This window comes from Agromyces sp. GXQ0307 (assembly GCF_044769845.1).
Taxonomy (GTDB): Bacteria; Actinomycetota; Actinomycetes; order Actinomycetales; family Microbacteriaceae; genus Agromyces.
The window spans coordinates 178,010-202,211 of sequence record NZ_JBIZVY010000001.1 but is presented as its reverse complement, the minus strand read 5'-3'; the positions used below and the strand labels follow the sequence as shown (position 1 = coordinate 202,211).

22 protein-coding genes are annotated in these 24,202 nt (G+C 71.8%); 19 read left to right on the top strand and 3 right to left on the bottom strand.

The window, feature by feature from the left end; genetic code table 11:
- Positions 1 to 138 precede the first annotated feature (138 nt).
- The 17 genes from ACIQH8_RS00975 (at position 139) to ACIQH8_RS00895 (ending at position 17,484) form a co-directional block, all read left to right on the top strand.
- Positions 139 to 1,335, top strand: a complete 1,197-nt coding sequence (locus tag ACIQH8_RS00975) for a substrate-binding domain-containing protein (RefSeq protein ID WP_400993674.1) — start codon at positions 139 to 141, stop codon at positions 1,333 to 1,335.
- A 49-nt stretch (positions 1,336 to 1,384) separates the two neighbouring features.
- Entirely contained in the window at positions 1,385 to 2,140 is a 756-nt protein-coding gene (locus ACIQH8_RS00970) for an ABC transporter ATP-binding protein (RefSeq protein ID WP_400993672.1), read from the top strand.
- Positions 2,137 to 2,865 carry an ABC transporter ATP-binding protein gene (locus ACIQH8_RS00965; RefSeq protein WP_400993670.1) on the top strand — a complete coding sequence of 243 codons (729 nt, stop codon included), beginning with the start codon at positions 2,137 to 2,139 and terminating at the stop codon, positions 2,863 to 2,865. The genes ACIQH8_RS00970 and ACIQH8_RS00965 overlap by 4 nt, the downstream gene beginning before the upstream one ends.
- Positions 2,865 to 3,740 carry a branched-chain amino acid ABC transporter permease gene (locus ACIQH8_RS00960; protein WP_400993667.1) on the top strand — a complete coding sequence of 292 codons (876 nt, stop codon included), beginning with the start codon at positions 2,865 to 2,867 and terminating at the stop codon, positions 3,738 to 3,740. The genes ACIQH8_RS00965 and ACIQH8_RS00960 overlap by 1 nt, the downstream gene beginning before the upstream one ends.
- Positions 3,737 to 4,828 carry a branched-chain amino acid ABC transporter permease gene (locus ACIQH8_RS00955; protein WP_400993665.1) on the top strand — a complete coding sequence of 364 codons (1,092 nt, stop codon included), beginning with the start codon at positions 3,737 to 3,739 and terminating at the stop codon, positions 4,826 to 4,828. Before ACIQH8_RS00960 ends, ACIQH8_RS00955 begins: the two co-directional genes overlap by 4 nt.
- On the top strand, positions 4,821 to 6,368 hold the full coding sequence (locus ACIQH8_RS00950) for an AMP-binding protein (RefSeq protein WP_400993663.1): 1,548 nt from the start codon (positions 4,821 to 4,823) through the stop codon (positions 6,366 to 6,368). Before ACIQH8_RS00955 ends, ACIQH8_RS00950 begins: the two co-directional genes overlap by 8 nt.
- Positions 6,365 to 7,027, top strand: a complete 663-nt coding sequence (locus ACIQH8_RS00945) for a TetR/AcrR family transcriptional regulator (protein WP_400993660.1) — start codon at positions 6,365 to 6,367, stop codon at positions 7,025 to 7,027. Before ACIQH8_RS00950 ends, ACIQH8_RS00945 begins: the two co-directional genes overlap by 4 nt.
- On the top strand, positions 7,024 to 7,770 hold the full coding sequence (locus tag ACIQH8_RS00940) for a 3-hydroxybutyrate dehydrogenase (RefSeq protein WP_400993657.1): 747 nt from the start codon (positions 7,024 to 7,026) through the stop codon (positions 7,768 to 7,770). The genes ACIQH8_RS00945 and ACIQH8_RS00940 overlap by 4 nt, the downstream gene beginning before the upstream one ends.
- The gene (locus ACIQH8_RS00935) at positions 7,767 to 8,693 is read left to right on the top strand and encodes an alpha/beta hydrolase (RefSeq protein WP_400993654.1); all 927 of its coding nucleotides are present in this window, start codon (positions 7,767 to 7,769) and stop codon (positions 8,691 to 8,693) included. The genes ACIQH8_RS00940 and ACIQH8_RS00935 overlap by 4 nt, the downstream gene beginning before the upstream one ends.
- A gap of 33 nt (positions 8,694 to 8,726) precedes the next feature.
- Positions 8,727 to 9,518 carry a CoA transferase subunit A gene (locus tag ACIQH8_RS00930; RefSeq protein WP_400993651.1) on the top strand — a complete coding sequence of 264 codons (792 nt, stop codon included), beginning with the start codon at positions 8,727 to 8,729 and terminating at the stop codon, positions 9,516 to 9,518.
- Between the two features lie 2 nt (positions 9,519 to 9,520).
- On the top strand, positions 9,521 to 10,171 hold the full coding sequence (locus ACIQH8_RS00925; protein ID WP_400993648.1) for a CoA transferase subunit B: 651 nt from the start codon (positions 9,521 to 9,523) through the stop codon (positions 10,169 to 10,171).
- Positions 10,168 to 11,247, top strand: coding sequence for an alpha/beta fold hydrolase (locus ACIQH8_RS00920; RefSeq protein ID WP_400993645.1), 1,080 nt, complete (start codon positions 10,168 to 10,170; stop codon positions 11,245 to 11,247). Before ACIQH8_RS00925 ends, ACIQH8_RS00920 begins: the two co-directional genes overlap by 4 nt.
- An 85-nt stretch (positions 11,248 to 11,332) precedes the next feature.
- Positions 11,333 to 12,385: a YihY/virulence factor BrkB family protein gene (locus ACIQH8_RS00915; RefSeq protein ID WP_400993643.1), complete on the top strand. Its 1,053-nt coding sequence runs from the start codon at positions 11,333 to 11,335 to the stop codon at positions 12,383 to 12,385.
- 92 nt (positions 12,386 to 12,477) lie between these two features.
- Positions 12,478 to 13,608: a flavodoxin-dependent (E)-4-hydroxy-3-methylbut-2-enyl-diphosphate synthase gene (gene ispG, locus ACIQH8_RS00910; RefSeq protein ID WP_400995663.1), complete on the top strand. Its 1,131-nt coding sequence runs from the start codon at positions 12,478 to 12,480 to the stop codon at positions 13,606 to 13,608.
- 109 nt (positions 13,609 to 13,717) lie between these two features.
- Positions 13,718 to 13,897 carry a hypothetical protein gene (locus ACIQH8_RS00905; protein ID WP_400993640.1) on the top strand — a complete coding sequence of 60 codons (180 nt, stop codon included), beginning with the start codon at positions 13,718 to 13,720 and terminating at the stop codon, positions 13,895 to 13,897.
- Between the two features lie 228 nt (positions 13,898 to 14,125).
- A complete protein-coding gene (locus tag ACIQH8_RS00900) occupies positions 14,126 to 15,631 on the top strand; it encodes a hypothetical protein (RefSeq protein WP_400993637.1) in 1,506 nt (501 codons plus the stop codon).
- Positions 15,632 to 15,717: 86 nt separating this feature from the next.
- Positions 15,718 to 17,484 carry a proline--tRNA ligase gene (locus ACIQH8_RS00895; RefSeq protein ID WP_400993635.1) on the top strand — a complete coding sequence of 589 codons (1,767 nt, stop codon included), beginning with the start codon at positions 15,718 to 15,720 and terminating at the stop codon, positions 17,482 to 17,484.
- Between the two features lie 74 nt (positions 17,485 to 17,558).
- Here the strand turns inward: ACIQH8_RS00895 and ACIQH8_RS00890 are convergent, their stop codons facing one another.
- Entirely contained in the window at positions 17,559 to 18,365 is an 807-nt protein-coding gene (locus tag ACIQH8_RS00890) for a DUF1206 domain-containing protein (protein ID WP_400993633.1), read from the bottom strand.
- 240 nt (positions 18,366 to 18,605) lie between these two features.
- On the opposite strand from ACIQH8_RS00890, the gene ACIQH8_RS00885 reads away from it, so the two are divergent.
- Positions 18,606 to 20,642, top strand: a complete 2,037-nt coding sequence (locus ACIQH8_RS00885) for a PhoX family protein (RefSeq protein WP_400993631.1) — start codon at positions 18,606 to 18,608, stop codon at positions 20,640 to 20,642.
- A gap of 56 nt (positions 20,643 to 20,698) precedes the next feature.
- Here the strand turns inward: ACIQH8_RS00885 and ACIQH8_RS00880 are convergent, their stop codons facing one another.
- The gene (locus ACIQH8_RS00880; RefSeq protein ID WP_400993629.1) at positions 20,699 to 21,136 is read right to left on the bottom strand and encodes a hypothetical protein; all 438 of its coding nucleotides are present in this window, start codon (positions 21,134 to 21,136) and stop codon (positions 20,699 to 20,701) included.
- Here ACIQH8_RS00880 and ACIQH8_RS00875 point away from each other — a divergent pair.
- Positions 21,021 to 22,436: a response regulator transcription factor gene (locus ACIQH8_RS00875; RefSeq protein ID WP_400995661.1), complete on the top strand. Its 1,416-nt coding sequence runs from the start codon at positions 21,021 to 21,023 to the stop codon at positions 22,434 to 22,436. The genes ACIQH8_RS00880 and ACIQH8_RS00875 overlap by 116 nt on opposite strands.
- 108 nt (positions 22,437 to 22,544) lie before the next feature.
- On the opposite strand, the gene ACIQH8_RS00870 is transcribed toward ACIQH8_RS00875, so the two are convergent.
- Positions 22,545 to 24,158: a flavin monoamine oxidase family protein gene (locus tag ACIQH8_RS00870; RefSeq protein ID WP_400993627.1), complete on the bottom strand. Its 1,614-nt coding sequence runs from the start codon at positions 24,156 to 24,158 to the stop codon at positions 22,545 to 22,547.
- Positions 24,159 to 24,202 lie beyond the last annotated feature (44 nt).

Here is a 24,202-nt window from a genome sequence, read left to right as displayed (position 1 = left end):
CTTCGTCTCGATGGGGGTGCACGGGGTGGGCGCACCGCTCCGGGTTGCGCGACCTGCGCGATCGACTCTAGTGTACGTTCCTGAGACCTGAACCACCTGTCAGGTTTGACACCGTCGTCACTCAGAGAGGCTCACAGCATGCGAGTTACACCGAAGTACCTCGCGCCGGCGCTCGTCGCCGCCGCGGCGATCACCCTGTCCGGTTGCGCGCCGACCACCTCCGGGGGAGGCGACGCGGGCGACGCGGACGCCGCTCCCGTCGCGATCGGCATGATCACGTCCCAGACCGGCCCCCTCGCCGCATACGGCGAGGCCTATACCGCCGGCTTCGAGGCCGGCCTCGACTACGCCACCGAGGGCACCGGCGAGGTCGACGGCCGCGAGCTCGAGATCACCTGGGAGGACGACCAGGGCAACCCCGACACCGCGGTGGCCAAGGCCAAGGACCTGATCGGCCAGGGCACCCAGGTCCTCGCCGGCACCGTCGTCTCGGGCATCGCGACCTCGCTCGCCGAGCAGGCCGAGCAGAACGAGATCCTCTACATCTCCGGTCCCGCCGCCGCCGACGCGATCACCGGCGTGAACGACTACACCTTCCGCTCGGGCCGCCAGACCTACCAGGACGTGGCGACCGCCGGAACGTTCATCGGCGACCCGGCCGGCAAGAAGGTCGTCGTGTTCGCACAGGACACCGCGTTCGGCCAGGGCAACCTCGCCGGCGTCCAGGCCGTGCTCGGCGGCCAGGGCGCCGAGGTGCAGGGCGTGCTCGTCGCGGAGGACGCGACCGAGTTCACCCCCTTCGCGCAGCAGCTGATCGACGCGCAGCCCGACCTGATCTTCGTCGCGTGGGCCGGCGCGTCCTCCGGCGCGATGTGGACCGCACTGCAGCAGCAGGGCGTGTTCGACGCAGCCCCGGTCGTGACGGGTCTCGGCGACGTCGCGACCTACCAGGCCTACGGCGACGCCTCGGGCGACATCTCGTTCCTGAACCACTACTTCGGCGGTGCCGCGGGCACCGAGATCGAGGACGAGATGATCACGCGCCTCGAAGAGGCGGGTGCCGTGCCCGACCTGTTCTCGGTCGACGGCTTCGTCGCCGCGCAGATGATCGTGCAGGCCGTGCGCGAGGGCGGCGACGACGTCGACGCGATGATCGACGCGCTCGAGGGCTGGACCTTCGAGTCGGTCAAGGGCGAGGTCACCGTCCGCGCCGAGGACCACGCGCTGATCCAGCCGATGTACCAGGTCAAGCTGGTCGAGGGTGCCGACGGATGGGCCCCCGAGCTCATCGAGACCGTCGACGCCGAGACCGTCGCCCCGCCGGTCGCCGGCTGAGCCGGGCCATCCGACCCGAACCGACCAGGAACCGAAGGCACTCGCGAACATGACCGACCACGCGGCGCTCGAACTCGAGCACGTCACCCTCCGCATCGGCGGGGCGCAGCTCCTCAAGGACGTGTCGCTCACCGTGCCCGAGGGCGAGATGCTCGGCGTCATCGGCCCGAACGGCGCCGGCAAGACGACACTCTTCAACATCGTCTCCGGCGTCCTCCGGCCCACCGAGGGCGTCGTGCGCCTCGCGGGCGCCGACGTGACCGCCCACCCGGTGCACCGACGCGCCTCGGCCGGCCTCGGCCGCACGTTCCAGACCTCGAGCCTCTTCCCGGCGCTCGACGTCCTCGAGAACGTGCGGCTGGCCGCCCAGGCACGGGAGGGCCGCGCGGCATCCGTGTTCCGGATCCCCCGGCGCACGGATGCCGCGACCCGGCGCGCCCTCGCCGCCCTCGAGGAGGTCGGCATGGCCCACCGGGCCGACGCCGGCGCCTCGGGACTCTCGCACGGCGAGAAGCGCAAGGTCGAGATCGCGATGCTCATCGCGATGGAGCCCCGCGTGATCCTCCTCGACGAGCCCATGGCGGGCGTCGGCTCGGCCGACGTCCCGGCGCTCACCGAGGTCATCCGCGGGCTCCATCGCGGCGGGCGCACCGTGCTCATGGTCGAACACCACATGGACGTCGTCCTCGGCCTCGCCGACCGGGTCGCCGTCATGCACCACGGCGAACTGCTCGCCGCCGACTCCCCGGAGGCCGTCATGGCGAACCCCACCGTCCAGTCCGCCTACCTCGGGACCGCCGCATGAGCGGGCCCGTCGCGGACGTCCCCATCCTGAGCGTCCGCAACCTGTACGGTCGCATCGCCGGCCAACAGGTCGTCGAGGACGTCTCGTTCGACGTCCCGGCGACCGGGGTCACGGCGCTCCTCGGCCGGAACGGCGTCGGCAAGACGTCGACCATCAAGTCGATCCTCGGACTCATCGACCGCACCGGCGAGGTTCGACTCGCGGGCGAGCGGATCGACCGGATGCCGACGCACCGCATCGTGCAGCGCGGCGTCGCGTACGTCCCGGAGGACCGCGAGGTCTTCGGCTCGCTCACGGTGGCCGAGAACCTCCGTCTCGCCGAGCGCGACCGGTCGCCGCGGCGCGAGCTCGTGGCATCCCTGTTCCCCGACCTCGAGGCCCGACGCGAGCAGCGCGCGGGCACCCTCTCCGGCGGCCAGCAGCAGATGGTCTCGCTCGCGCGGGCACTGGTGAACGAGAACCGTCTGCTGCTCGTGGACGAGCCCACGAAGGGACTCGCACCGCGCATCGTCGACGAGGTCGCCGATGCGCTCGCCGAGGCCGCGCGCACCGCCCCCATCCTCCTCGTCGAGCAGAACCTGCTCGTCGTCCGCAGGCTCGCCGAACGCGTCGTCGTGCTGAGCAGCGGCCGCGTGGTGTTCACCGGCTCCGCCGACGAACTCCTCGACGACCACGACCGCGTCCAGCGCTACCTCGGCGTGCACGACGAACGGGAGGCCGCCTGATGGACACGCTGATCCTCCTCGTCGTCACGGGCCTCGGCCTCGGCGCCCTCTACTTCCTCGTCGCGAGCGGGCTCTCGCTCATCTACGGCCTCATGGGCGTGCTGAACTTCGCACACGGCGCGTTCCTCACGATCGCCGCCTTCCTCGGCTGGGAGGCCGGCCGCCGGATCTCCGACGGCACCTGGACGGGCCTCGCGATCTCCGCGCTCGTGGGCATCCTCGTCGGCGCGACCGTCGCCGTGCTCACCGAGGCGCTCATCATCCGCCGGCTCTACGAGCGCCACATCGAGCAGGCGCTCGTCACCGTCGGCATCTCGCTCGCCGCGGTCGCCCTGTTCGAGGGCATCTGGGGCACCGACCCGATCTACACCGACCGGCCCGCGTGGCTCACCCAGACCACCGAGATCCTGGGAGCCCGCATCCCGAACGACCGGTTCGTGCTCATCGCGTGCGCCGCGCTCGTCCTCGGCGGCATCGTGCTCTTCCTGAAGAGGACCCGGTACGGACTCATCATCCGCGCCGGCGTCGAGAACCGGCACATGGTGACCGCGCTCGGCATCGACGTGCGCCGCTCGTTCACGCTCGTCTTCGCGATCGGCGGCGCCGCCGCCGGGCTCGGCGGGGTCCTGGCCTCCGTCTACTACGGGTACGTGTCGGCGCACCTCGGATCGGTGCTGCTCATCTTCGCGTTCATCGTCACCGTCATCGGCGGGCTCGGCTCGCTGACGGGCGCCGCGATCGCCTCGGTGCTCGTGGCCGTGCTGCAGCAGTTCGCGAACTTCTACCTCGGCGGCACGGGCGACCTCGTGGTCGTCGTGCTCCTCGCCGCCGTGCTGCTCATCCGACCGCGTGGACTCATGGGGAAGGCCGCATGAACGCCAAGTCGCTCCGCCTGCTCGTCGGCGGCATCCTGCTCGTCGTCGGGCTCGCGATCCTGCCGCTCCTCGCGATCGACATCCCGGGCGTGCTGCCGGGGCCCACGTACACGCCGGGCACCCTGCAGCTGCTCGCGTTCGCGCTGCTGATCGCCGCGCTCGCGCTCACCTACCGCATGATGTTCGGCCTCGCCGGGCTCCTCTCGTTCGGCCACGCGCTGTTCTTCGCCGCAGGGGCGTACGGGCTCGCGATGACGCTCGAGGCGTTCGGCCCGGCCGAGTGGCCGAGCGCGCTCGTGTTCACGGTCGCGATCGCCGCGACGCTCGTGCTCGGGTTCGTGCTCGCCGCGACGGTCGGGGCGCTCGCCCTGCGCGTCACCGGGATCTCGTTCGCGATGGTCACGCTCGCATTCGCGCAGGCCGGCTCCGTGCTGATCCGCCGCAACCCGGGCAGCGCGACCGGCGGCGACGAGGGGCTCGCGCTCGACACGTCGCACGTGCCGCCGGAGCTCGTCGGCGTCGTCGACACCCGCAACCTCTACTGGGTCGCGCTCGGCATCCTCGTGCTCGTCTACCTGATCGTGCTGTGGGTCGAGCGGAGCCGCGCCGGCCACGTCGCCGAGGCGATCCGCGAGAACGAGCTGCGCGTGCGCGTCATCGGCCTACGCCCGTACAACGTGAAGCTCCTCGTGTTCATCGCGGCGTCGGTGCTCGCGTCCGTCGCGGGCATGGGCTACCTCCTGCTCCAGTCGGGTGCGGCGCCGCGCATCGCGACCGCCGACTTCACGCTGACGCTGCTCGTGATCGTCGTGCTCGGTGGAGCGGGCGCACGCTGGGGTGCGATCGTCGGCGGTATCGTCTACACACTGCTCGACCAGCGCCTGACGGCGCTCGCCGGGTCGGACGCGATCGCCGCCCTGCCCGACATCCTCCGGATTCCGCTGTCCGAGCCGCTCTTCATCCTGGGCACCCTGTTCGTGCTCGTGGTGCTGTTCCTTCCGGGGGGCATCGCCGGCCTGCCGGCGCGCATCGCCACGGGTCGCCGGCAGGACCGGTCCATCGAGCCCGAGGAGGCGGTCGATGCCTGACGGAGCCCTGACCCTGGGACGGTGGACCGCCGACCGCGCCCGCACGACGCCCGAGGCGATCGCGATCGACGATCGCGGTGTCGCGATCACCTATCGCGAGCTCGACGACCGCGCCGAGCGGCTCGCCGCCGCCTTCCGCGCGGCTGGCTATGCGATCGGCGACAGGGTCGCGACGATCACGGGCAACAGCGCCGACCACGTCGTGCTGTTCTTCGCGTGCGCGAAAGCCGGGCTCGTGCTCGTCCCGCTCTCGTGGCGGCTCTCGCCCCGCGAGCTCTCGGAGCAGGTCGAGGTCGCCGACCCCGTGCTGCTGCTCGTCGAGGACGAGTACCAGACGCTCTCGCGTGCGACGCTCGGACGGCTCGCCCGTCGCATCCCGGTCGACGCGCTCGGGGCGCACGGCGTCGAGCAGCGCGTCCCGCATCCGGGTGCACGCCCGGAGGCGCCCGCGACCCGCACCGACGTCCGCGACGACGACGTTCTCCTCATCGTCTTCACGTCGGGAACGACCTCGCGGCCGAAGGGCGCGATGCTCACGCACGCGAACTGCTTCTGGACCAACCTCTCGCTCTCGAAGACGATCGCGATCGCCGAGCACGACGTGGTGCTCGCCGTGATGCCGCAGTTCCACGTCGGGGGCTGGAACATCCAGCCGCTGCTCGCCTGGTGGTCGGGCGCGACCGTGGTGCTCGAGCGCACGTTCGACCCGGGACGGGTGCTGCGACTCGTCGCCGAGCGCCGCATCACGACCATGATGGGCGTCCCCGCCAACTACCTCTTCCTCGCGCAGCACCCCGACTTCGCGCACACCGACCTCTCGAGCCTCGGGCATGCCGTCGTCGGGGGCGCCCCGATGCCCCCGGCACTGCTGCGCACCTGGCACGCGCGCGGTGTGGCGCTCACGCAGGGGTACGGCCTCACCGAGGCCTCGCCGAACGTGCTGTGCCTGCCCGACGGCCAGGCGCGAGACCGCGTCGGCTCGGCGGGCCTGCCGTACGCGCACGTCGACGTCGAGGTCGCCGACCCGGCGACGGGCGAGGTCCTCGAGGGCGCGGCCGAGGGCGAGCTCCTCGTCTCGGGACCGGGTGTCTTCGCCGGGTACTTCCGCGACCCGGAGGCCACGGCCGCGGCGCTCCGCGACGGCCGCCTGCACACGGGCGACCTCGTGCGCCGCGACGCCGACGGCTACTTCACGATCGTCGATCGGCTGACCGACGTGTACATCTCCGGCGGCGAGGGCGTCTCGCCCGCCGAGGTCGAGTCGGTGCTCATCGCGCATCCCGCGGTGGCCGACGTCGCGGTGGTCGGCGTGCCCGACGAGCGCTGGGGCGAGGTCGGCTCGGCCTGGGTCGTCCTCCGGCCGGGTGCGATCACGGATGCCGCCGAGCTCGCCGAGTTCGCACGAGCCTCCCTCGCGGGCTACAAGGTCCCGCGCGACATCCGCTTCATCGACGAGATCCCGCGTTCGACGGCGTCGAAGACGCTCCGACGCGTGCTCGCCGAGCGGGCGGCGCGGCTCGCTGCCGGAGTCGACGCATGAGCGCCGCACCGCGCACCGCGCGCGGCGAGCAGACCCGCCGGCGGATCCTCGAGGCCGCCGAGCACGTGTTCGCCGAGCACGGCTACACCGAGTCATCCGTCTCGCGCATCACCGACCGCGCGGGGGTCGGTCAGGGAACGTTCTACCTGTACTTCGACTCCAAGCTCGACGTGTTCGACGAACTCGTGGAGGACCTGAACCAGCGCGTGCGCCAGGCCATGAGCGAGGGCGCGCGCGGCGCGACGAGCCGGCTCGAGGCCGAGCGCGCGGGCTTCGCGGCGTTCTTCCGATTCACGGCCGAGCACCCCGCGCTCTACCGGGTGGTCCGCGAGGCCGAGTTCGTCTCTCCGGGCGCGCTGCGCCTGCACTACACCCGCATCGTCGAAGGCTACATCGACGGGCTGCGGCAGGCGCAGGACGACGGCGAGATCTCGGACATCGACCCGACCGTCGCCGCATGGGCGCTCATGGGCGTCGGCGAGATGATCGGCATGCGCTGGGTGCTCTGGGGCAACGGCGCCGGCGGCGCCGGCGACGACGCCGACCCGACCGCGTCGGGCACCGACGCGGTACCGGAGCACGTGCTCGACGAGATGATGCGATTCATCGGCGGCGCCCTCGGAACGGGCGACCGCCGCAGCGAAGGGGAGGACTCATGACCGGACTGTCCGGACGGCGGGCGATCGTCACCGGGGGCGCGAGCGGCATCGGCCTCGCCTGCGCCGAGGCGTTCGCCGCGGCGGGCGCGCACGTGACCATCGCCGACCTCGACGGCGAGGCGGCGACCGCGGCGGCCGAGCGCATCGGCGGGGAGGCCTGGCAGGTCGACCTCGGCGATACGGCCGCGCTCGCCGACCTCACCCTCGAGGCCGACATCCTGGTCAACAACGCCGGCATCCAGCACGTCCGCCCGATCGAGCAGTTCGAGCCCGAGCGGTTCTCGCTGATCCTGCGGATCATGCTCGAAGCGCCGTTCCTGCTGATCCGCGCTGCGCTGCCCGGCATGTACGAGCGCGGCTGGGGCCGCGTGATCAACCTGTCGAGCGTGCACGGGCTGCGCGCTTCGCCGTTCAAGTCGGCCTACGTTGCGGCCAAGCACGGCCTGGAGGGGCTCTCGAAGGTCACGGCGCTCGAGGGCGGCCCGCACGGCGTGACCTCGAACTGCGTGAACCCGGGCTACGTGCGCACGCCGCTCGTGGAGAAGCAGATCGCCGACCAGGCGATCGTGCACGGCATCCCCGAGGAGGACGTCGTCGAGAAGGTCATGCTGACCGAGTCCGCGATCAAGCAACTCGTGGAGCCCGCAGAGGTCGCGAGCCTCGTGAGCTGGCTCGCGAGCGACGACGCCAGGATGGTGACCGGCGCGAGCTACACCATGGACGGCGGATGGAGCGCCCGATGACCGGCACCGGGATCTCGACGCCGGCGCCGTGCTCCGCGCCGGTCCGCGGTGGCCGCCTGGCCGGCGGGCAGTGGCGGGCGGATGCCCCGGGCACCCCGGTCCTCGCCATCCACGGCATCACCGCGAGCCATCGGGCCTGGCACCACGTCGCCGACGCGTTGCCCGGACGACGGATCGTGGCGCCCGACCTGCGGGGTCGGGGCCGTTCCGCCGACCTGCCGGGCCCGTGGTCGCTGCGCGACCACGCCGACGACCAGGTGCGCCTCCTCGATGCGCTCGGTATCGATCGGGCGTTCGTCGTGGGCCATTCGATGGGCGCGTTCGTGACCGTGCGGCTCGCCGCCGCGCACCCGGATCGGGTCGCGGGCGTCGTGCTCGTCGACGGCGGCCTGCCGATCCCGCATCCGGAGGGCCTGTCGCCCGAGGAGGTCGCCGCCGCGGTGCTCGGTCCGGCGATCGCGCGGCTCGAGATGCGCTTCACGGACGGCGCGGCCTACGACGAGTTCTGGAAGGCGCACCCGGCGATCGGTCCCGCGTGGGACGAGCGGGTGGCGGACTACGTCGCCTACGACCTCGTCGGCACCGCGCCCGAGCTGCGCTCGTCGTCGGTCGCCGAGGCCGTCGGCCAGAACGTGCTCGAGCTCGACGGCAGCGACGGGTACGAGGGCGACCTCCTCGCGCTGCCCGCTCCCGTCGACTTCCTCCGCGCCGAGCGCGGACTCCTCGACCAGCCCGAAGCCCTGTACCCTCGCGAGCGGGTGGCGGCGTTCGCAGAACGGATGCCGGCGCTCCGCGTCACCGAGGTCGCGGGGCTCAACCACTACACGATCGTCATGACGGATGCGGGGGCCGCGCAGGTCGCCGCGGTGCTGGCACCGCGGCTCGCCGAGGCCGACGCCGCGGCATCCGTCGGGCATCGCTGACGCGAACGCCGTCACTGACAAGGAGGTCACACGATGACACTGGACAAGACCGTCGGATCGGCCGCGGAGGCGGTCGCCGACATCCCGGACGGCGCGTCGCTCGCCGTCGGCGGGTTCGGGCTCTGCGGCATCCCCATGGTGCTGATCGACGCCCTGCTGGAGCGCAGGGTGGGCGACCTGTCGGTCGTCTCGAACAACTGCGGCGTGGACGACTGGGGGCTCGGGGTGCTGCTCGGCGCGGGACTGATCCGAAAGATGACCTCGTCGTACGTCGGCGAGAACAAGGAGTTCGAGCGGCAGTACCTCTCGGGTGAGCTCGAGCTCGAGCTGACCCCGCAGGGCACGCTCGCCGAGAAGCTCCGCGCGGGCGGCGCGGGCATCGCCGGGTTCTTCACGCAGACGGGCGTCGGCACGCAGGTCGCCGAGGGCGGTCTGCCGCAGAAGTACGCCGCCGACGGGTCGATCGCGGTCGCGTCGAAGCCGAAGCCGGTGCAGTCGTTCACGGTGCGCGGCGAGGAGCACGAGTTCGTGCTCGAGGAGGCGATCACGACCGACTTCGCGCTCGTGCACGCGCTGAAGGGCGACCGGCACGGCAACCTCGTGTTCGACAAGTCGGCCCGGAACTTCTCGCCGCTCGCGGCGATGGCGGGCCGGATCTGCATCGCCGAGGTCGAGGAGCTCGTCGAGCCCGGCGAGATCGACCCCGACGCCGTGCACCTGCCCGGCATCTTCGTCGACCGCATCGTCGAGGTCGGTCGCGATGTCGAGAAGCGCATCGAACGGCGCACCGTGCGCCAGGCCACCGAGACGGCAGAGGGGAACTGACCATGGCGCTCACCCGCCTCGAGATGGCCGCGCGTGCGGCGAAGGAACTCGCCGACGGCTCGTACGTCAACCTCGGTATCGGCCTGCCCACGCTCGTGCCCAACTACGTGCCCGACGGCGTCACGGTCGTGCTGCAGTCGGAGAACGGCATCCTCGGCGTCGGCCCGTACCCGACCGAGGACCAGGTCGACCCCGACCTCATCAACGCCGGCAAGGAGACCGTCACGGTGCTCCCGGGCGCGGCGTACTTCGACTCGGCCACGAGCTTCGGCATGATCCGCGGCGGCAAGGTCGACGCGGCGATCCTCGGCGCCATGCAGGTGTCGAGGGACGGGGACCTCGCCAACTGGATGATCCCCGGGAAGATGGTCAAGGGCCCCGGCGGCGCGATGGACCTCGTGCACGGCGCCCGCAAGCGCATCGTGCTCATGGAGCACGTCGCGAAGGACGGCTCGCCGAAGATCGTCGACACGTGCTCGCTGCCGCTCACCGGCAAGGGCGTCGTCGACCGCATCATCACCGACCTCGCCGTCATCGACGTCACGCCCGACGGGCTGAAGCTCGTCGAGGTCGCGCCCGGCGTCACGGTCGACGAGGTCGTCGCGGCGACCGAGCCGGCCCTCGACACGAGCTCGGTGGAGGTCCTCGCATGACCGGGGCGATCCTTCCCGGCATCACCTCCACCACGGTGACCACGCCGCGGTACACCGCGCAGGTCCTCGAGCGCCCGGCGGATGCCACGGCCGACACGCCGCGCACGGTGCTGTTCGTGCACGGCAACGTGTCCTCCTCGCTGTTCTGGCAGCCGACGATGCTCGCCCTGCCGGGCGACGTCCGCGCGCTCGCGGTCGACCTTCGCGGGTTCGGCGGCAGTGAGACCCTGCCCGTCGACGCGACGCGCGGCCTCGGCGACTTCGCCGAGGACCTCGCGTCCGTGATCGCGGGGCTCGGCCTCGACGACGTGCACCTCGTGGGCTGGAGCATGGGCGGCGGCGTCGTCATGCAGGCCCTCCTCGAGCACCGCCTGCCGGTGGCATCCGTCACGCTCGTGAACCCCGTCTCGCCCTACGGGTTCGGGGCGACGGATGCCGCGGGCGCGCTGCTGACCCCGGATGCTGCGGGCTCGGGCGGCGGGGGAGCGAACCCCGACTTCATCGCCCGGCTGCGGGACGGCGACCGGACGGCCGACGCGCCGTCGTCGCCGCGCTCGGTGTACCTCGGCACGTACGTGACGCCCGGCTTCACCTCGGAGCACGACGACCTCTGGGTCGAGTCGATGCTCACGACCGCGATCGGCGAGGGGAACTACCCGGGCGACTCGCGCACCTCCGAGAACTGGCCGGGCTTCGCGCCGGGCGACCGGGGCGTGCTCAACACGATGGCGCCGACGCACTTCGACGCGAGCGGCATCGTCGACCTCGAGCGGAAGCCGCCGATCCTCTGGATCCGGGGTGCGAACGACGTCATCGTCTCCGACACGTCGCTGTTCGACCTCAACAACCTCGGCGCGCTCGGCGTGATCCCGGGATGGCCGGGTGCCGAGGTCGCGCCGCCGCAGCCGATGATCGCCCAGACGCGCGCCGTGCTCGATCGCTACGCCGAGCGCGGCGGGTCGTACCGCGAGGCGGTGTTCGCGGCATCCGGCCACTCGCCGCTCCTCGAGGAGCCCGAGCGCTTCGTCGCCGAGCTCATCGCCCACGTGACCGGGGAGGACGCGGCCGCCGCCTGAACACGGTTCGAGGCGGCGCGCCACCCCTCGCGCGCCGCCGCCGCCCACGGCGAGGATGGAACGGACCGCCAGCCGAGGGGGTGCCATGGAACCGGTGGACCCGCGCGACCCGCGCAAGCCCGCCACGTTGACCGAGATCACGCCGCGCGCGTGGAGGTACGTCGCGAGGCGCACCATCCACGAGTTCATCGACGACGAATGCGTGGACACGGCGTCGGCGCTCACCTTCTGGGGCACCCTCGCGGTGTTCCCCGGGCTGCTCGCGGTCACGTCACTGCTCGCGCTGGTCGGGCAGGACGGCCGCGCCATCCGCGAGCTGCTCGACCTCGCCCAGCAGGTCTCACCGGGTCCGGCGCTCGACGTCGTCGCCGAGCCGCTCCGGACCTTCGCCGGCTCCCGGGCGGCAGGCCTCGGTTTCATCACCGGGCTCGCACTGGCGCTCTGGTCGGCCTCGGGCTACGTCGCGGCCTTCACGCGTGCGATGAACCGCATCTACGAGGTCGACGAGGGCCGGCCCTTCTGGAAGCTGCGCCCGTACCAGCTCCTCATCACGGTCGTGGCGATCCTCCTCGTCACCGTCGTGGCGGTGATCCTCGTCGTCTCCGGGCCCGTCACCGATGCCCTCGGCTCGCTGCTCGGACTCGGCGAATCGATCCGCACCGTCTGGGATATCGCGAAGTGGCCGTTGCTGGCGCTCGTCGTCGTGCTCGTGGTCGCGCTGCTCTACCAGGCGACGCCGAACGTGCGACAGCCGCGATTCCGCTGGATCAGCCTCGGCGCGCTGCTCGCGATCGCCCTGCTCCTCATCGCATCCGCGGGGTTCGCCCTGTACGTCGCGAACTTCTCGAACTACGACCGGACCTACGGGTCGCTCGCCGGCGTCATCGTCTTCCTGCTCTGGCTGTGGATCTCGAACTCGGCGCTGCTGCTCGGTGCCGAGTTCAACGCCGAACTGGAGCGCGTCAGGCAGCTCCAGGCGGGCATCCCCGCCGAGCAGCGGATGAACCTGCCCCGTCGCGGCACCAGCCGGCTGCGGAGTGCCGAGGAACGCGAGTGGCGGGATCGGCGGCTCGGTCGGGCGATCCGTCGGCGCGCAGACGCCGACGCGGGCTCCGGCGACGAGGACGGATCCGGCTGAGGGGGCGATGGACGCCGAGCCATCCGTTCGATGGAGGCCCCGCCCAGCGGCCCGGTCGTAGACTCGGAGGCGTGCCTGCAGTGAATCTCGGAATGCCCAAGGTCCCCGAAGTCCTCGCGCCCCGGCGCAAGTCCCGGCAGATCAAGGTGGGCAAGGTGCTCGTCGGCGGCGACGCCCCGGTGAGCGTGCAGTCGATGACGACCACGCCCACGCCGAACATCAACGCGACCCTGCAGCAGATCGCCGAGCTCACCGCCTCGGGCTGCGACATCGTGCGCGTCGCCGTGCCGAGCCGCGACGACGCCGAGGCGCTGCCGATCATCGCGAAGAAGAGCCAGATCCCGGTCATCGCCGACATCCACTTCCAGCCGAACTACGTCTACGCCGCGATCGACGCCGGCTGCGCCGCAGTGCGCGTGAACCCAGGCAATATCCGCAAGTTCGACGACCAGGTCGCCGAGATCGCGCGTCGCGCGAAGGCGGCGGACGTCTCCATCCGCATCGGCGTGAACGCGGGCTCGCTCGATCCGCGCCTGTTGGAGAAGTACGGCAAGGCCACGCCCGAGGCGCTCGTGGAGTCGGCGGTGTGGGAGGCGAGCCTGTTCGAGGAGCACGACTTCCACGACTTCAAGATCTCGGTCAAGCACAACGACCCGATCGTCATGGTGAAGGCCTACCGCATGCTCGCCGAGCGTGGCGACTGGCCGCTGCACCTCGGCGTCACCGAGGCCGGGCCAGCCTTCCAGGGCACGATCAAGTCGGCGACCGCGTTCGGCATCCTGCTCTCCGAGGGGATCGGCGATACGATCCGCGTCTCGCTCTCCGCGCCCCCGGTGGAGGAGGTGAAGGTCGGCCTGCAGATCCTGCAGTCGCTGAACCTCCGCGAGCGCAAGCTCGAGATCGTCTCCTGCCCGTCGTGCGGGCGCGCGCAGGTCGACGTCTACAAGCTGGCGAACGACGTCACCGACGGGCTCGAGGGCATGAGCGTGCCGCTCCGCGTCGCCGTCATGGGCTGCGTCGTGAACGGTCCCGGCGAGGCGCGCGAGGCCGACCTCGGCGTGGCATCCGGTAACGGCAAGGGCCAGATCTTCGTCAAGGGCGAGGTCATCAAGACCGTCCCCGAGGCCGAGATCGTCGAGACCCTCATCGCCGAGGCCAACCGCATCGCGGGTGAGATGGGCGCCGACGCCCCGGTCGGCTCGCCGACGGTCGTCACGCCCTGACCGAGCGGATGGCGCGGCACCCGTCTCGCAAGCCCTGTCCGTGACCGTCCGCCGCACGTAGTCTGGCCGCGACGGGCGTCGAACGTCGGCGCCCCGGGAGGGGGAGGCCATGAGCGGCGACGGATACGAGTACCCGGACGAGGCAGGGTATCCGGACGGCACGGGAACGCTGCACGAGGGGACCGAGGACGCCGGATCGAACGCCGGTGCCGACGGGGCCGATGCTGCGGAGGCCGCGCTGAACGAGTTCGCGATGGAGGACGAAGAGGACCTCGACGGGAACGTCTGAACGGTTCGGCAGCGTCTCGTCCCGCCCGTCGTCATGACCCCAGTTCAGGGGAAGCACTGGGTCCGGCGACGTCGTCCGGGAGTAGCGTGACGCCTGCGCGCCGGGGGACGCGCAACACTCCGGGTGCGTGGACTGATCGAGCGCCGTCGAGGACGGCCCTGCGAACGGAGAATGATGATGCCCATCGAGAGTGAGCGCCCGAGATCCCGACTGGGACTCGGGTGCGCCGTGATCGCGACGACGCTCGCGTTGTCGTTCGCGCCGCTCACCGCGTATGCGGACGAAGCGGCGTCCGAACCCGCGGTCGAGACGACGAGCGAGGCTCCGGCCACGGAGACCGACGGCACGGTTCCGGCCGAGCCGGATCCGGTGACCCCGGACGCCGCACCGCCGGCGGAACCGGCACCGGCCGAGTCGGCGCCCGCGCCCGCCGAGGCTGCGCCCGCGGAACCGGCGCCCGCCGAAGCTGCGCCTGCGGAACCGGCGCCCGCCGAACCCGCGCCCCCGGTGGAGGTCGTGATGGCCGACGACGAGGCAACCGTCGAGGAGACCCTCGCCGAGGAGGTCGACGAACCGCTCGTGACCCTCTTCAGCGCCGAGTCGGCGTCCATGGAGGCCATGAGCCTCGAAGCCGCGGCGGTGCCGGCGCCCGGCGATCCGTGCTATCCGGCGGTCTGCATCACCAACGGCACGATCCTGCTCGCCGTGAACCCCACGGGCGAGCTGAACACGGAGGATGCGACCGGTTCGGCCGCGGGCCCGGGAGACGCCGGACTCGCCTACGTGCCGACCGGCAACGACTCGACCTCGCCGGGTTGCCTCTGCGAGGGATGGGGCGTCGCCGACCCGGATTCCGGTGTGTGGGGCGGCGCGAACCTCGCCAGCGAGGGCGGCGGCGGCACGAACCTCGTGCTCGAGTCATTCGAGTACACGGGCTCGACCGCGAAGTCGGTCGTGGTCGTCGTGGACGACACGGATGCGCCGGTGTTCCGGGTGACGCACGAGTACGTGCCGTCGCCGGCGACGCCGAACCTGTACCAGGTGAACGTCACCATCGAGAACCTCTCGGGCGAACCGATCGCCACCGTGCAGTACCGCCGTGTCATGGACTGGGACATCGAACCCACCGCGTTCGACGAGTTCGTCACGATCGACGGCGGCAGCGCGAGCGCGCTGTTCTACACGAGCGATGACGGGTTCGCCAGCCCGAACCCGCTCGAGGGGCCCTCGTCCATCCTGTTCGAGGGCGACGCGGTCGACTCCGGGCCCGATGACCACGGGGCGCTGTTCGACTTCGTGTTCGGTCCGCTCGGGGTGGGCGGTTCGCTGAGCTTCGTCATCTTCTACGGTGCGGCCGCGACCGAGGCCGAGGCGATCGCCGCGCTCGCCGCGGTGGGCGCGGAGGCGTACTCGTTCGGCCAGACCTCCTCGGACCCGAAGGGTGGAACGCCGAACACGTTCATCTTCGCGTTCGGGAAGGTGGGCGGTGCGCCGATCTTCGGCTCGCCCGGGGGACCCGTCGAGCCCGAGCCCGAGCCCGGCTCGACGCCCGCCGGCGACGGTGGGACGCCGGTGACCGTCGTCTCGGATTCCGCAGGCGGGTCGGGCGTGGGCACGACGCTCGCGTCGACGGGCACCGACACGGCGCCCGTCCTTTGGATCGCGGTGTGGGCGCTGCTCGCGGGTGCGGGGGCGATCCTCGTCTCGCGCCTCACGGCGCGTCGCGCGGACTGAGGTCCGTCGGACCGGCGGGGCGCCCCGGGCGTCCCGTCGGTTCCGCGCGCGCTCAGGCGGCATCCGCTCGTCAGTAGAATCTTCGGGTGCCCACACGCCTGACGAACTTCTTCCTCCGCACGCTCCGCGAAGACCCCGCCGACGCCGAGGTCGCGAGCCACAAGCTGCTCGTGCGCGCCGGCTACATCCGCCGCCAGGCGCCGGGCGTGTTCGCGTGGCTGCCGCTCGGCCTCCGCGTGAAGGCGAAGATCGAGCGCGTCGTCCGCGAAGAGATGGAGGCCGCAGGGGCGCACGAGGTGCACTTCCCGGCGCTGCTGCCGCGCGAGCCGTACGAGCAGACCGGCCGCTGGACCGAGTACGGCGACGCGCTGTTCCGGCTCAAGGACCGCAAGGACGCCGACTACCTGCTCGCGCCCACGCACGAGGAGGTCTTCACGCTGCTCGTGAAGGACCTCTACTCCTCGTACAAGGAGCTGCCGCTCACGATCTACCAGATCCAGGACAAGTACCGCGACGAGGCGCGGCCCCGGGCGGGCCTGCTGCGCGGTCGTGAGTTCACGATGAAGGACGCGTACTCGTTCGACGTGAGCGACGCCGGGCTCGACGCGAGCTACCAGGCCCAGCGAGACGCGTACGAGCGCATCTTCACCCGACTCGGGCTCGACTACGTCATCGTCAAGGCGGATGCCGGCGCCATGGGCGGCTCGAAGAGCGAGGAGTTCCTGCACCCGACACCCGTCGGCGAGGACACGTTCGTGCGCTCGGCGGGCGGGTACGCGGCCAACGTCGAGGCCTTCACGACCACCGCGCCCGAGCCGATCCCGTTCGACGCGCTCCCGCCGGCCGAAATCCTCGACTCGCCGAACACGCCGACGATCGCGACGCTCGTCGACCTCGCCAACCTCGAGTACCCGCGCCCCGACGGTCGGGACTGGACTGCCGCCGACACGCTGAAGAACGTGGTCCTGGCGCTCACGCACCCCGATCACACCCGCGAGCTCGTCGTCGTCGGCATCCCCGGCGACCGCGAGGTCGACGCGAAGCGCGTCGAGGTGGCGTTCGCGCCCGCCGAGGTCGAGGCCGCCACGGAAGAGGACTTCGCGAGGCACCCCGGTCTCGTGAAGGGCTACATCGGTCCGTGGTCGCCCGACGGTGCCGTGCTCGGCGCCGAGTCGTCGACCGGGATCCGGTTCCTCGTCGACCCGCGCGTCGTCGACGGCACCGAGTGGATCACGGGCGCGAACCTCGACGAGAAGCACGTGTTCGGCCTGGTCGCGGGCCGCGACTTCGTCGCCGACGGCACCGTCGAGGCCGCGAACGTCCGCGAGGGCGACCCGGCACCCGATGGCTCGGGGCCGGTCGAGCTGGCGCGCGGCATGGAGATCGGCCACGTGTTCCAGCTCGGCCGCAAGTACGCCGAGGCGCTCGGGCTGAAGGTGCTCGACGAGAACGGCAAGCTCGCGACCGTGACCATGGGCTCGTACGGCATCGGCGTGACGCGCATCCTCGCGATCATCGCCGAACTGCACAACGACGAGAAGGGGCTCGTCTGGCCCGAGGCCGTCGCGCCGTTCGACGTGCACGTGCTCGCGACCGGCAAGGACCAGGCTGCGTTCGACGCCGCCGAGCGCGTCGTCGCCGACCTCGAGGCGGCGCGGTTCGAGGTGCTCTTCGACGACCGGCCCAAGCTCTCGCCGGGCGTGAAGTTCGCCGACGCCGAGCTCATCGGCGTGCCGAAGATCGTGATCGCAGGCCGTGGTGTCGCCGACGGCGTCGTCGAGCTCTGGGACCGTGCGACGGGCGAACGCACGAGCGTGCCGATCGACGGCGTCCGCGAGGCGCTGGAGCGCTGAGCCGCCCCGCCGAGACGTGAAGAGGGCCGGTACGGGATGCTCCGTACCGGCCCTCTTCACGTTCCCGCGCGTTCTCACATGCGCGCGTACTTCGCGCGTGCGAAGCAGTAGGCGCCGTAGACGATCAGCCCGGCCCCGACGAGCCAGAGCAGGACGGTCCCGAAGGGCAGCTCGGCGAGGCCCTTCAGCGCGGCATCCAGCCCGCCCGCCTTCTCCGGGTCGTTCGTCAGCGACGCGACGATCCAGAGCACGCCGACGACGCCGACCGCGATGCCCTTGGCCACGTAGCCGACGGTGCCGAGCGTGAGGATGCCCCGGCGCACCGGCTCGCCCGGCAGCGACAGGTGCTTGGCGAAGCGCTGCGTCGCGCCCCGGTAGACGAACGCGATGCCCACGCCGAGGATGACGAGCCCGACCAGGACCAGGAGGAACACCCCGCCGGGGGCTGCGAGGAGCTGCGCGCTGAGCGTCTGCGACGACTGGTCGGAGTCGGAGCGGCCGCCGAGCGCGTAGACGAGCGACGTGATGCCGATCGAGATGTACGCGATCGCCGTTCCGACGTACTTTACGCGGTGGCCCCACTTCTTCTTGTCGTCCGGATCGCGCTCGAGGAACGCCTCGGTGACCTGCCAGATCGCGAGGGCGAAGAGGCCGAGCGCGATGACCCAGAGCAGCAGCACGCCGAAGGGGAGGCTCGCCACCTGCTGCATCGCGCCGCTCTGGTCGGCCTCGCCGCCGGCGCCCTGCGCGACCGAGATCGCGATGCCGCCGATGACGATGTGCACGATGCCGAGCACGACGAAGCCGACGCGCGCGGCGATCTCGAAGGCACGGGAGTTCTGCGCCGCGCTGGCCGCGGCCTTGCCGGTATCGGTCATCATCCGCACAGCGTAGCGACGTGGGAGGCCCGAGCGGCAGGTCGGCGTGCGTGGTTGCGCCCGACGGATCGGCAGTGGTATCCGCCCGCGCGACCGGCCATCCGTGCCGATTCCCGCGGCGTCCGCCCGCCGTTCACCCGGCGGATGCCGTCGGGTCGATCGCCGGTCACCCCGACCGGGCAGGCTCGGCGCGTCCCTCAGACCCGACGCGCGGGGCGTCCGCGCACTGAACGAGGAGCTTCCATGACGATTCCCGAACTCCGCCTCACGCCGGTCTCGCACGCGATCGGCAAGCGGTCGCCGGTGACCTGCCGGTTGAAGTGCGCCGACGCGTGCCTGGGTCCCGAGTGCAACACGTCCACCAATGCGCACTTCCGCGACATCGCGTCGCAGGCGATCTCGCGCCGCTCCGTGCTCGGGCTCGGCGTCGCGGGAGCGGTCGGCCTCGTGGTCGGCGGTGCACCGGGCGGCGGCACCGCCCCCGCATTCGCGGCGAAGCCCGGCACGGCCGGCCTCGCGTTCACTCCGATCGCGCCGGTGGAACGGACCGTCGACGCGTTCACCGTCCCGCCCGGCTACCGCTGGCAGCCGATCATCCGCTGGGGCGACCCGCTGTTCTCCTCGGTTCCGGCATTCGACTTCGAGCGCCAGACCGCCGAGGCGCAGGCCGGGCAGTTCGGCTACAACAACGACTACCTCGACATCATCGCCGACCCGAGCGGCAAGACGGGCGTGCTCGTCACCAACCACGAGTACGTGAACCCCGATCTCATGTTCGCTCCGACCGCCGATCCCGCGGAGCGCCGCCGCCGCGGCGAGATCTACAAGGCCGCGATGGGCATGGCGGTCGTCGAGCTGAAGCGCCGCCGCGTCGGCGATCCGTGGGAGTACGTCGTCGACGGCCGGCGCAGCCGCCGGGTCACCGTCGAGTCCACGTTCGAGCTCACCGGTCCCGCGGCCGGATCCGAACTGGTGAAGACGGTCGCCGACCCCGAGGGTCGATGGGTGAAGGGCACCCTCGGCAACTACGCCGGCGGCACGACGCCCTGGGGCACGGTGCTCTCCGGCGAGGAGAACTTCAACGGCTACTTCGCATGGGCCGCCGACACCGCCGAGCAGCGCAGGTACAGCGCCGGCTCGACGACCTCGACCGAAACCGGGTGGGAGCAGTACGACGAGCGCTTCGACGCGCACGACCCGCGGTACGTCAACGAGCCGAACCGGTTCGGCTGGATCGTCGAGATCGACCCGAGCGACCCGACGTCGACGCCGAAGAAGCACACGGCCATGGGGCGCTTCAAGCACGAGGGCGCGAACGTCACGATCGCGGAGGACGGACGTGTCGTGGCCTACATGGGCGACGACGAACGCAACGACTACCTCTACAAGTTCGTCTCGAAGGGGCGCTACACCGCCGCGACCTCGACGGGTGCGCGCGAGAAGAACATGACCCTCCTCAGCGAGGGCGACCTGTTCGTCGCGCGCTTCTCCGGCAACTCGCCGGCAGCCGAGATCACCGGAACCGGCGTGATGCCGTCCGATGGCGCCTTCGACGGCACCGGCGAGTGGATCGCGCTCACGCGTGGGGGCGAGAGCGTCGTGCCGGGCATGAGCACCGAGCAGGTGCTCGTCTACACCCGCCTCGCGGCCGACCTCGTGGGCGCCACGAAGATGGACCGGCCGGAGGACGTCGAGCCGAACCCGCGCACCGGCAAGGTGTACCTCGCGCTGACCAACAACAGCCGCCGCACAGTGGCCACCCTCGATGAGGTCAACCCCATCACAGGCAACCGCTACGGCCACGTCGTCGAGCTCACCGAGACCTCGGGTCAGGCCGGCGAGACCTTCGGCTGGAGCATCCTGCTCCTCTGCGGCGACCCCGCCGTGACCGCCTACACCTACTTCGCCGGATTCCCGACGGAGCTCGTCTCGCCGATCTCCTGCCCCGACAACGTCGCGTTCGACTCGGAGGGCAACCTCTGGATCTCGACCGACGGCCAGCCGAGCACGATCGGCTACAACGACGGCCTGTTCCGCGTGCCGCTCGAGGGCGACCAGCGCGGCAACGTGCAGCAGTTCCTCGCCGTGCCGCGCGAGGCCGAGACGTGCGGCCCGGTCATCCACGACCGGGAGGGCCTGGTGTTCGTCGCGGTGCAGCACCCGGGAGAGAACGGCGCGGTCGGCGCGCAGACGTCGTACTTCCCCGACTACGTGCAGCAGCACTCCGGCGACACGGTCGCCGCGCCGCGACCTTCCGTCGTGCAGGTCTGGCAGGGCTGAGCCGACCCGACACCCGGGCGGTGACGGATGCCACGCGGCATCCGTCACCGCCTTCGTCATGCGCGCGGCGCCCGCGAAGTGCGCGCGACCGCCGGACCGCTGACGAGCGCGACCCCGACGACCGCGACGACCGCGAACGCGGCGTCGGGCAGCCACGTGCCGAGCGCCGCGACGTGCCACGCGAAGAAGAGCGGGAGCGACCACAGTCCGGCGCGGACGACGCGCGATCGGAGGCCGCCGATCACCGTCGCGATGCCCAGCGCCGCGGCGAGCGCGCCGAAGGAGGCGATGAGCACGGTCGCCGAGGCCGGGAACGGGTCATCGGCGAACATCGTCGAGAGCGCGAACACGCCACTGAGCGCGAACAGGGCGATGAGGATGCCCTGTCCGATGCGGACGCGGATGCCGGGGCGTTCGTGCCGATCGGGAGCGGGCGCCGCGTCGGCCTCGGGTGCGGTGTCGCCGTTCAGGGGTCGGACCGGGGTACGGGACATGCTGGTTCCTTTCACTGGGCGCGAATCGCGCCGGGGGGCGGTGCACCGGGCGAGCCCCGGTGAGCCCGAGCCAATCCGGAACCGCGCGGCGGCGCACTGCGGCGGGCCGCACGACACCCTGCGGTCGGCCGCAGGATCGCGCCGGGTCCGATCGGTGGCATACTGCGGGCATGTCCCGGATGTCGACGGCGGTCCGTGCGGTGGTGCCGGCCGGCATCGCCATGGTCGCGGTGATCGTCGTCGCGGTCGCGGCGCCGCTTCCGCTCGCCGAGACCGGCCCCGCGCTCGTCGTTCCGGTGATGTTCACCCTTGCCGGACTCCTCGGCCCGATCTGGCGGGGGAGCGGGTTCACCTGCACCGCCGTCGCCGGGATCGGCGTGCTGCACCTCGTCGCGCTCGCCGCGTCGGCGCTCGCTCTGGCCGACGTGGGACCCGGAAGCGTGTGGCACGTCACCGGTCAGGTCGCCTTCGTCGCGGGCTTCGGCGTGCTCGTCCCGCTCGCCGCCGGCTACCCGGCCGGGCCCGCGCCGGCGTGGTCGCTCGGCGTCCTCGGCCTGGGGGTGCTGATACCCGTGCTCGCCGCGTTCGCCGGCCCGACGCCCGCCGTCCTCGACGGCACCACCATGCTCGGACCGGTCGCTCCGCTCCTGCCCGACTGGATCGCCTCGGCGAGCGGGATCGTGTTCGTGCTTCCCGCGGCCGCCGTGGCGGTCGGCGTCGTGCGTCTCATCCGCGGCGGCCGGGCGCTCCGCCGCCGCCTCACGTGGCCGCTCGCGGCGCTCGCGGCCATGGCCGTCATCGTCGCCGCGGGGGCGGCCCTGCAGACCACGGCCGAGGGGCTCACGGCGGCGCTGTTCCTCGCCGCCTCACCGCTCGTGCCCGTCGGGCTCATGGCCGGCGCGCGCGTCGACGCCGACGCGGATGCCGATGCGGAGGCCCGGATGCTCCGGCGGGAACTGCAGGCGATCGCCGCCCGACTCGAGGCCGCGTCGCGCACCCTGCCCGGGGAGTCCGCGGCGGCCGTGGCGCCGACCCCGGCACGCGCGCCGCGACCACCGGGGATGCCGGCGCCGACGACCGTGATCCGCGTCTCGCACGCCTCACCGAACGCGAGGTGGAGGTGCTCGCCCTCCTCGCCGCCGGCCGCAGCAACCCCGCCATCGGCCGCGAACTCCACGTCTCGCTCTCGGCCGTCGAGAAGCACGTCAACGCGATCTTCCAGAAGCTCGACCTCCAGCCCGGTCCGGACACGCATCGCCGCGTCGCGGCGAGCATCGCCTACCTCCGCGATCGGCGCTGAGCGGCGCCGGCGGTTCGGGCACCGACTGCCGCGCCGATTCGGTTGTGCGGATGCCGCGCCGTCATCGTGTCGTGGTGACGTGCGGCGCGGCATCCGACCGTCGCGGGGTCACGAGAGCGCGACCGCCTTCGCCGCCCGCTCGCCGGACTCGACCGCCCCGTTCAGGAACCCGTAGTAGTAGACGCTCGTGTGCTCGCCGGCGAAGTGCACGTTGCCCTCGGGCACTGCGGCCACGCCGAACAGCTCCGTGTACTGCCCCGGACGTTGGCAGGTGTACGCGCCCTTCGACCACGGGTTGGCCCACCAGAAGTCGCGGTAGGACCGACCCGTGTACGCGGCGGTGACCCCGGGGAAGATCGGCTCGAGCTGGGCGAGGTACGCATTCACCTGGGAGGACGGGGCCACTCCGAACGGTTCGCCCTTCCACGCCTTCACCTGGTCGCCGGCAGGGAAGAAGTTGAACACGCCCGCGGGCAGCGGCTGGTCGGCCGTGTCGTCCCAGCCGCACTGGAAGCCCGTCTTGTTCGTGTAGGTCGCGCCGCCGTATCCCTGCTCGACCCATGGCCGGCGTGCGAGCTCGACGTGGATCTTCGAGTTCGCCCCGAGGCCCACCTCGGCGATGGCGCGGCGCTTCAGCGGCGAGAAGCCCGATGCGGAGAGGTCGCAGTCCTTCAGCGTCGTGAACGGCAGCGCGAGGATCGCGCGGTCGGCCACGACGTAGACGCTCGAGTTGCCTGCGCGGAAGCTCAGTCGCACGGTGCCGTCGGCGAGCTGCGCGACCGCGACGAGCTCGCGACCGTACTGCACCGTGCCGGCCGGGAGCTGCTCGATCATCCGCGAGATCAGCAGGTCGTTGCCACCGCGCACGGTGTACTTCTCGTCTGCGCCGTTGACGGGCGAGAGGCTGTTCTGCGAGTTCCAGCCGAGCAGGTAGACGAGGTTCAGCGCGGACTGCTCGTGCGGCTCGAGGCCGTACTCGGCCATGACGTTCGACTGCATGAGCTTCGCGAAGGGGCTCGCAATCCCGCCCGGGACCTTCTGCTGCAGCCACTCGTCGACGGTCATGCGGTCGAGCGCCACGCCCGCCGCGGTCTGCGAGTCGTACGTCTGGCAGTACGGCGCCGCTGCGAGGTCGGCCTTGAACGCCTGGTACACCGCGCCCCAGTCCTCGTTCGCATCGTCGTACGGGTAGTCGACCCCGTCGATCCAGTACTTGTCCTCCCAGCCCTGGTAGCTGCCACCCGCCACCACGTCGAGGCTCAGGCCGAGGTTGGAGGCGAGGTTGCGGGTGGCGTTGTGGTCGGTGTTGATGAGCGCCCCGCCGTGCTCGACGACGAAGCCGTTCGAGAAGTGGTCGCGCAGCGACCAGCAGCGGCCGCCGGCGCGGGTGTTCGCCTCGTACACGGTCGACGCGATGCCCTTCACGCGCCAGAGCCAGTGCGCGGCGCGGAGCCCGGCGAGGCCTGCGCCGACGATGGCGACGCGGGGTGCGGTGGGCTTCGCTGCGCTCGCCGCGTGGGCGGGCCCGGCCATCGCGAGGGCGGCGCCGGCGCCGAGTGCGGCGCCGGTGCGGAGCAGTGCGCGGCGGGAGATGCCGCCCGAGCCCGGCGGGTCCTCGCTCGAACGGCCGAGCACGTCATCGACCGGCACGCCGGTGCGCTCGGATTCGGCGTGCGCGCGGAGGATGCGTCCGATGCGTGCCGACGTGGGAGTGGTGCCCATTCGTCCTGTCATGATGAGAGCCTCGCAATCCGGTCGGAGTGGGG